The sequence below is a fragment of the Isoptericola sp. NPDC057391 genome (assembly GCF_042668085.1).
In the GTDB taxonomy this organism is placed as follows: domain Bacteria; phylum Actinomycetota; class Actinomycetes; order Actinomycetales; family Cellulomonadaceae; genus Isoptericola.
Window position 1 is genome coordinate 1 of sequence record NZ_JBHVBO010000177.1, and the last position, 8540, is coordinate 8540.

Annotated in this window: 7 protein-coding genes; 5 read left to right on the forward strand and 2 right to left on the reverse strand. The window is 74.3% G+C overall.

What is annotated here, in order from left to right:
- Positions 1-57: 57 nt before the first annotated feature.
- Positions 58-1296, reverse strand: coding sequence for a phosphoglycerate dehydrogenase (gene serA / locus ACFUVW_RS17440; protein WP_430572580.1), 1239 nt, complete (start codon positions 1294-1296; stop codon positions 58-60).
- A gap of 66 nt (positions 1297-1362) precedes the next feature.
- Positions 1363-3672, reverse strand: a complete 2310-nt coding sequence (locus ACFUVW_RS17445) for a HelD family protein (RefSeq protein ID WP_430572581.1) — start codon at positions 3670-3672, stop codon at positions 1363-1365.
- 170 nt (positions 3673-3842) lie between these two features.
- Between ACFUVW_RS17445 and ACFUVW_RS17450 the strand changes: the two genes are divergently transcribed.
- The 5 genes from ACFUVW_RS17450 (at position 3843) to ACFUVW_RS17470 (ending at position 8496) form a co-directional block, all read left to right on the forward strand.
- Positions 3843-5294: a PP2C family protein-serine/threonine phosphatase gene (locus ACFUVW_RS17450; protein WP_430572582.1), complete on the forward strand. Its 1452-nt coding sequence runs from the start codon at positions 3843-3845 to the stop codon at positions 5292-5294.
- The gene (locus ACFUVW_RS17455; protein WP_430572583.1) at positions 5291-6502 is read left to right on the forward strand and encodes an ATP-binding protein; all 1212 of its coding nucleotides are present in this window, start codon (positions 5291-5293) and stop codon (positions 6500-6502) included. Before ACFUVW_RS17450 ends, ACFUVW_RS17455 begins: the two co-directional genes overlap by 4 nt.
- A gap of 89 nt (positions 6503-6591) precedes the next feature.
- Entirely contained in the window at positions 6592-7032 is a 441-nt protein-coding gene (locus ACFUVW_RS17460; RefSeq protein ID WP_429762197.1) for a response regulator, read from the forward strand.
- A gap of 114 nt (positions 7033-7146) precedes the next feature.
- Complete coding sequence (locus ACFUVW_RS17465) at positions 7147-8085, forward strand: proteasome assembly chaperone family protein (protein ID WP_430572584.1); 939 nt, start codon at positions 7147-7149, stop codon at positions 8083-8085.
- Between the two features lie 207 nt (positions 8086-8292).
- On the forward strand, positions 8293-8496 hold the full coding sequence (locus ACFUVW_RS17470; protein WP_429728529.1) for a cold-shock protein: 204 nt from the start codon (positions 8293-8295) through the stop codon (positions 8494-8496).
- The last annotated feature ends 44 nt before the right edge of the window (positions 8497-8540 follow it).

Below are 8540 nucleotides of genomic sequence, written 5' to 3' on the forward strand. Positions count from 1 at the left end.
GGGGCCTCCTCCCTTCGTGCGTCCGTGGAGCGCGCGGCGTGCGGTGCCGGCTCGGTGTCAGCCGGCGGCGGGCCCGGGCGGGAACTCCGGCCGCTCGAACGCGTCGCGGATGCGCAGGCGGATGGTCGAGTCCATGGCCTGCAGCTTGGCCGAGGCGCCGCGCTGCGTGACGTCCGAGATGTCGGTCACCACGTAGCCGATCTCGCCGCGCGTGGCGAGCATCTGCGCCTCGATGTTGGCGCCGTGGTCGGCGAAGACCTGGTTCACGCGGGCGAGGACACCGGGCACGTTGCGGTGCAGCAGCATGATGCGGCCGACGCCCGTGTGCGCGAGCTGGAGATTGGGGAGGTTGACCGACAGCGTCGTGGACCCGGTCGCCACGAAGTCCCGCAGCTTCTTGGACACGAACTCGCCGATCGCCTCCTGGGCCTCCTCCGTCGAGCCGCCGACGTGGGGGGTGAGGATGACGTTCGGCAGCCCGCGCAGCGGCGAGGTGAAGTCGTCGCCACGCTTCTTGGGCTCGGTCGGGAAGACGTCGACGGCCGCGCCGCCGAGGTGGCCGGACAGGATGTGCTCCCGCAGGGCCTCGACGTCCACGACGAAGCCGCGCGAGAGGTTGAGGAAGATCGCGCCGGGCTTCATGCCGGCGAACAGGTCGGCGCCGAAGAGGCCCGCGTTGCCCGGCCGCCCGTCCACGTGGATCGTCACCGCGTCGGCCTCGGCGAGCAGCTGCTCGATCGTCTCGACCCGGTGCGCGTTCCCGAGGGCGAGCTTCTCGGCGGTGTCGTAGAAGACCACCCGCATGCCGAGGTTCTCGGCGAGCACCGAGAGCTGGGAGCCGATGTTCCCGTAGCCGATGATGCCCAGCGTCCGGCCGCGCACCTCGTGCGAGCCCTCCGCGGTCTTGTCCCAGACGCCGTCGTGCAGCGCCTTGTCGCGCACCGTGAGGCGTCGCGTCAGGGCGATGATCTCGGAGATCGCGAGCTCTACGACCGACCGGGTGTTGGAGTACGGCGCGTTGAACACGGCGACGCCGTGGGCCGCGGCGGCGTCCAGGTCGATCTGGTTGGTGCCGATGGAGAAGGTGCCGACGGCCTGCAGGCCGGGGACGCTCTCCAGCACCTTGCGGGTCACGGTGGTCTTGGACCGGATGCCGAGGATCTGGAAGTCCGCGAGGGACTCGATCAGCTCGGACTCGTCGAGCGCGCCCGGGCGCGTGACGACGTCGATGCCCGCATCACGAAGATTCTGGGCGGCGACAGGGTGGACGTTCTCGAGAAGGAGGGCTCGCAGCACGAGGCCATGGTGCGCCGTGCGGGCCCGCGCCCACAAACCCGTCTCACCAATCCGGCGCCGCCGGCGTCAGGCGGCCGCGAGCTCCACCATGCCGGCGGGCAGCATGCGCTCGTGCACCACGACGAGCCGCTGGGTGGGCCGGGTCATCGCGACGTAGAGGTCCGACGCCCCGCCGGGGCCCTCGGTGACGGCCGCCGGCTCGACGAGCACCACGGCGTCGAACTCCAGCCCCTTGGCAGCGCGCGGGTCGAGCACGCTCACCTGGGCGTCCTCCGGGCGCTGGGCGAGCAGCCGGGCGGCCTCCTGGGGCCCGAGGGCGTCCGGGAGGGCCGACTCGAGGGCGGCGCGGAGCGCCTCGACCTCGTCGGCGGCCGCGACGACGGCCACCCGTCCCGCGCCGTCGGCGCCGACGAACTCGCCCGCGAGGGAGACCGCCTGGTCCACGACCTCCTGGACCAGCACCGGCCGCGCCGGGCCCGACGGGGTGACGCGGGTGAGCTCGAGCGCGCCGTCGACCTGCCGGGCGGCGGTGAGCGGCGAGACGGGGAGCGCGGCCTCGGCGGCCATGCGCTGCGCGGCGTCCGCGACGGCGGCCGGGGTCCGGTAGGAGACGGTGAGCTCCTCGAGACGCCAGGAGTCGCCGAGCACCGGGTCCAGCGCACGGGCCCACGACCGGGCACCCGCGGGCGAGGACGTCTGCGCGACGTCGCCGACGATCGTCATCGAGCGCGTGGGCACCCGGCGCACCAGCATCCGCCACGCCATGGGCGACAGCTCCTGCGCCTCGTCGACGACCACGTGGCCGTACGTCCAGGTGCGGTCCTCCGCGGCGCGTTCCGCCGTCGTGAGCCGCGGCCCCGTGGACTCGAACCGGGAGGCCAGCGTCTCGGCGTCCACCAGCCCGCCGCCCGCGCCGGTGGACTCGAGCACGGAGCGGGCGTACTCCAGCTCGGCGGCACGCTCGGCGGCGCGCGCCCGGGCCTCCGCGCGGGCGATCGAGCCGTCCTCGCCGAGCAGCTCGGCGGCCTCGTCGAGGAGGGGCACGTCGGCCTCGGTCCAGGGCGCGTCCGGGTCGCGGCGCAGCGCCGCTCGCTCGCTCGCCGAGAGCTCGGGCGCGGCCTCCGCCAGCCGGTGCGGCTTGGCGAAGAGATCGGCCACGAGCTTCTCCGGGGTGATCGGGAACCAGGCGAGGTTCAGGGCGACCCGCACGTCCCGGTGCGAGCGCAGGTCCTCGGTGACCATCGCGACGTCCTCGGGGGCGAGGTCGGCGTCGGCCGCCGCACGGTACTGGTCCACCAGCCGCGCGAGCATGTCGCGGACGAACGCCGTGCGCGCCTCGTTGTGCGGCTTGTGGGTCCGGCGCGCGCGGCCGATCGCGTCGCGCACGTCCCGGCGGCGCACGACGAGGTCGTACCCCTCGAGGCGGAACCGGACGTCCCGATCCGGCACCCGCTCGCGGGCACGCACGGCGCGGCGCACGACGTCGCGCCACAGCAGCCGCCCCTTGATCTCGGTGGCGGCGGGGGTGTCGGCCAGGTCGGCCCGGACGCCGGGGAGCAGCTCGCCCACGGTGGTCGCGACGACGCCCGTCTCGCCGAGGGAGGGCAGCACCTGGTCGATGTAGCGCAGGAACGCGCGGCTCGGGCCCACGAGGAGGACGCCGCTGCGCTCGAGCACGCGGCGGTGGGCGTACAGGAGGTAGGCGGCGCGGTGCAGGGCGACGGCGGTCTTGCCGGTGCCGGGCCCGCCCTGCACGACGAGCGCGCCGGCGAGGTCGGCGCGGATGATGCGGTCCTGCTCGGACTGGATCGTCGCGACGATGTCGGTCATGCGGCCCGTGCGCCGCGCGGCCAGCGAGGCGAGGAGGGCGCCCTCGCCGGAGAGGGTCGACGCGGCGAGGGAGCCGTCGTCGCCCTCGGCCCCCTCCGCCAGGGCGTCGAGGTCGAGCACCTCGTCCTCGAGCCCGGTGACCGTGCGTCCCGTCGTCACGAGGTGGCGGCGACGGCGCACGCCGGCGGGGTGCAGGGCGGTGGCCCGGTAGAACGGCGTCGCGGCGGGCGCCCGCCAGTCCGTGAGCAGCGACCGGTGCTCGGCGTCCGCGAGGCCGAGGCGTCCCACGTACCGGGTGTCGCCGTCCTCGAGGTCGAGGCGACCGAACGCGAGCCTGTCCTCGACGGCGTCCAGCTGGGCCGCGCGGTCCTCGTAGAGGGTGGCGAAGGCATCCCGCTCGCTCCGGTTCTGCGGCGACCCCGACGGTCCGGAGCGCCGGACCTCCGCGAGCCGGTCGCGCGTCGCGCGCCGCAGCTCGTCCAGTCGGGCGTAGAGGCCGTCGACGACCCCCTGCTCGCGTGCCAGCTCGTCCTGCCTGCCTGCCACGCATCCTCCCCAGCGTCCTTCGGGCCGCGCTCTGACGACGGTGCGGCCCCGGCGGCGGACCATCATTGCAGATGCCGGGCGCCCTCGCGGGCGCCGTCCGGCGCCGAGCGGCGACGCGCCGAGGTCCCGACACCTGCCCGGAGCGGAGGGCCGGCGCTAGGATCAGGCCCATGAGCAGCGGCGACGTCCTGCGAGCCGGGTCCGACGGACCCGCCGAGGACGCGGCCGCCACCGTCCTTCTCGTGGAGGACGACGACGGCGACGCGCTGCTCGTCACAGAGCTTCTCGAGGACGCCGAGGTCACGGTCGTGCTGCGGCGGGCCCGGTCGGTGGCGGAGGCCGTGGACGCCCTCTCCCGGCCCGGCGGCGCCCCGGGGGTCGACTGCGTCCTGCTCGACCTCGGGCTCCCGGACGCCGTCGGGCTGACGGCGGTGTCGCGGCTGCGCGAGGTCGCCGAGCGCGTGCACGACGTCCCCGCCCTCGTGGTGCTCACGGGCCTGACCGGTGGCGACCAGGGGCTGCAGGCCGTGGCCGCGGGGGCCGACGACTACCTCGTCAAAGGCGAGACGGACTCCGGTCTCCTCGGCCGGTCGCTGCGCTACGCGCTCCAGCGGCGCCGGTCCGCGGCCCAGCAGAGGGCGCTGTACCGCAGCGCGGTGCGCGCGGAGGAGACCGCGCGGCTGGAGCGCGCCCTGCTGCCCAAGCCCCTCGTGGGCGACGAGCGCATCTCCGTGATGGTCGGCTACCTGCCGGGCGGCGGCGGGCTGCTCGGGGGCGACTTCTTCGACACCGTGGAGCGGCCGGACGGCTCCGTGCTGTCCGTCGTGGGCGACGTCGCGGGCCACGGTCCCGACGAGGCGGCGCTCGGGGCGACCCTGCGCACCGCCTGGCGCACGCTCGTCCTCACCGGGACGCCGCCCGAGCGCATCCTCGAGCACCTGGAGCGCGTGCTGCTGACCGAGCGCGCCCGGCCGGAGGTCTTCGTCACCCTGTGCCAGGTGGTGGTCGCCCCCGACCGTTCCGGGATCGACCTCTACCTGGCGGGCCACCTGCCGCCGCTGCTCATCACCGGGCCGGTCGGCGACCTGCGCTGCGAGCTCCTGTCGCCCACCGGCCGGGGGCGGGCGCTCGGCGTGCCCGTCGACGGCGGGTGGGAGCCGCGCCGGATCGCGCTGGACGGCCCGTTCGCGCTCATGCTCTACACCGACGGCCTCGTGGAGGCGGAGGTGCGCCGCGGCGTGCCCGCGGCCGGTCCGCCGGCCGAGCCGGGGACCGACCAGGAAGACGACCCCGCGACCGACCCCACTCTCGACGGGCTGGGGCGGGACGCCCTCGGCCTCGTCGCGCTGCACGGCGAGCGGCCCGCGCGGGTCGGCCCGCTCCGGCGCCGGGTGCCGCGCCTCGGGCAGTCCGGGCTCCACGACCTCGTGCGCGAGGACCTCGAGCGCCAGGGCATCGTCGGCGTGGTCGAGCGCGTGCTGCGCCGCGTGCGGGCGCTGCACGGCGGCCCGCTCACCGACGACGCGGCGCTGCTCGTCGTCGGGTGGACCGGGCACGACACGCCGTACCTGGGGGAGCGGTCCTCGACCCTCGCGGACTCGGCCGAGTGGGCGCGCCCGTGAGGCGCGAACGCCCGCTGCACGACGTCGTCCTGCGGCTGCTGCTCATCGTCGGCGCGGTGCTGCTGCTCGCGCTCGCCGTCGCGCTCGTCGCGATCCAGCGCTCGCTGGTGCTGCTGCGGGTCGGCGCGGGCGACGAGGCCATGGACGCGGCCCACGCGTGGAACCTCACCCTGCTGGTCGTGGTGATCGTGCTCGTGCTGCTCGTGGTGATCATGGGCCTGTTCATGTGGCGCGCCCTGCAGCGCGGCGTGACCCGGCCCCTGGCACGGCTCGCCGACTCGGTGCGCGCCGCCAGCACCGGGGAGCACGAGCACGAGATCCGGGTCGAGGGCACGGGCGAGGTCGCGGCGCTCGCGGCCGACGTCGAGCACATGCGGCGCGAGCTGGTGCAGCAGGTGGCCGAGGTGCGCGCATCGCACGCCGAGACCGAGCGCACCCACGCCCAGCTCGCCGAGCAGGCGCGCGAGCTGGCCCGCTCCAACCAGGAGCTGGAGCGCTCGAACCGCGACCTCGAGCAGTTCGCCTACGTGGCCTCCCATGACCTGCAGGAGCCGTTGCGCAAGGTCGCGAGCTTCACCCAGCTGCTCCAGAAGCGCTACGGGGAACAGCTGGACGAGCGGGCCGACCAGTACATCGGCTTCGCCGTCGACGGCGCGCGCCGCATGCAGCGGCTCATCCAGGACCTGCTGAGCTTCTCCCGGGTCGGACGCTCGGGCAGCGAGCCCGAGGACGTCGACCTCGAGCGGGCGCTCGAACAGGTGCGGCACGACCAGGAGGGCCGGATCGTCGAGGCGGGTGCGGAGATCACGCACGACCCGCTGCCGGTCGTCCGGGGGGAGAAGGCGCTCCTGACGATGCTGCTCGCGAACGTCGTGGGGAACGCCGTGAAGTTCCGGGACCCCGCGCGCCCGCCGCGCGTGCACCTGTCCGCGCGGCGGGTCACCGGGCCGGAGCCCGGCTGGGAGCTGTCCTGCACCGACAACGGCATCGGCATCGACCCGCAGTACGCCGAGCGCGTCTTCGTGATCTTCCAGCGACTGCACCCCAAGGACGTCTACTCGGGCACCGGCATCGGGCTCGCCCTGGTCAAGCGGGTGGTCGAGCACCACGGCGGACGGGTCTGGCTGGAGCCCGCCCCGGGCGGCGGGACGTCGGTGCGGTGGACCCTGCCGGACCGCGACGAGGCGTCGGACCCCATCGTCGGCTAGGCTCGGTAGACGTCGCTGACCTGCGACGATGCAGCGGTGGAACGGCAGGGGCGCGCCCCGACCGGGCGTTCGACGACGAGGGAGCGGGCATGACGGACCAGCAGACGGGTATCGAGGTCCTTCTCGTCGAGGACGACCCGGGCGACGTGCTCATGACCCGTGAGGCGTTCGAGGAGCACAAGGTCGCCAACCGGTTGTCCGTGGTGGCGGACGGCGTGAGCGCGATGGCGTTCCTGCGCAAGGAGGGCGAGCACGCCCAGGCGCCGACCCCGGACCTCATCCTACTGGACCTCAACCTGCCGCGGATGGACGGCCGCGAGGTGCTCGCGGCGGTCAAGGCCGACGAGCGGCTCAAGCACATCCCCGTGGTCGTGCTCACGACGTCCGAGGCGGAGGAGGACGTGCTGCGGTCCTACTCGCTGCACGCGAACGCGTACGTGACGAAGCCCGTGGACTTCGACCGGTTCATCCAGGTGGTCCGCCAGATCGACGACTTCTTCGTCACGGTGGTGCGGCTGCCGCACCGCTGAGCGGGGACGCGGGGAAGGTGTCCCGCATCCGGGAAGGATCCGGGGTGCGGCACGGTTGACACTCCTGCGGGCGCGAGCCCGCCGGCACGAGCCGGAGAACCGAGGAGGAGACCGTTGCTGGACCCGCAGAGCATCTACGAGGTCGACGAGGCCGCCGCCCGGCGCGTCCTGCCCCACCAGGGGCCCGACGCGGCGCCGACGGGTGCCGGACCCGTGCTGCTGCACGCGCTCGACGGGTTCGTCGACGCGGGCTCCGCGGGGGAGATCGCCGTGGAGCACGTCACCGACGAGCTGACCACGACGCGCCTGGTGACCTTCGACGTCGACCAGCTCCTCGACTACCGCTCGAAGCGGGTCGGGATGACGTTCGACGCCGACCGGTGGTCCGCCTACGACGAGCCCTATCTCGCGATCGACCACGTCGCCGACCGTGAGGGCACCGGCTTCCTGCTGCTGCACGGCTCGGAGCCCGACCTGCAGTGGGAGCGGGTCGTGGCGGCCGTGAAGGGCCTGGTCGAGCGCTTCGACGTCTCCCTCACGGTCGGCTTCCACGGGATCCCGATGGGCGTGCCCCACACGCGGCCGCTGTCGCTCACGGCGCACGGCACGCGTCCCGGCCTGGTGGAGGACTACACGTCGTTCTTCGGCACCGTGCGGGTGCCCGGCTCGCTCGCCGCGCTCCTGGAGTACCGGCTCGGCGAGGCGGGGCACGACGCGATCGGCTTCACCGTGCACGTGCCGCACTACCTCGCGCAGTCCCGCTACGCGCCGGCGGCCGTCGTCGCGCTGCGGCACGTGGAGCGTGCCACGGGCCTGGACCTCGCGACGGGCCTGCTCGCGGAGGCCGCGGCGGACGCGACCATCGAGGTCGAGAAGCAGGTGGGGGAGTCGGGCGAGGTGAAGGCCGTCGTCAAGGCGCTCGAGGAGCAGTACGACGCCTTCACGAGGTCGGTGGGGCGGCCGAGCCTCCTGGCCGAGCAGGCGCCCCTGCCGACCGCCGACGAGCTGGGCGCGGAGTTCGAGCGCTTCCTGGCCCGGCAGGACGACGACTGACGCGGTGCCCTCCGGGCCGCCCTGAGCGCCGTCCTGAATGGCCGATGCGCGGCTTCCGTGGCATATCCGTGGCACGGCGGTGTGGTCCGTGCCACACTGACCGCGTTGCAGAGGCGCTCCTTCGCACGAACCGGCGGTGCGGCCTGCAGCGACGGGTGGCCGCCCGGCCCGCTCGTGCCCGTTGTGACGGAAGGTCGAAGGATCAGCATGGCGCAAGGTTCTGTGAAGTGGTTCAACTCGGAGAAGGGCTACGGCTTCATCGCGCAGGACGACGGCGGGGCCGACGTCTTCGTGCACTACTCCGCGATCCAGACGCAGGGATACCGCACCCTCGACGAGGCCCAGCGGGTCGAGTTCGAGATCACCCAGGGCCCGAAGGGTCCGCAGGCGGAGCAGGTCGTGCCGCTCTGAGCACCCGGCTCGCCTGACGACGGCCGCGTCCCCCCGACGGGGGG

Bases quoted from the DNA above. Each gene is read 5' to 3' on its own strand.
- ACFUVW_RS17450 (WP_430572582.1), top strand. From the start codon at position 3,843: ATGAGCAGCGGCGACGTCCTGCGAGCCGGGTCCGACGGACCCGCCGAG.
- ACFUVW_RS17460 (WP_429762197.1), top strand. From the start codon at position 6,592: ATGACGGACCAGCAGACGGGTATCGAGGTCCTTCTCGTCGAGGACGAC.
- ACFUVW_RS17470 (WP_429728529.1), top strand. From the start codon at position 8,293: ATGGCGCAAGGTTCTGTGAAGTGGTTCAACTCGGAGAAGGGCTACGGC.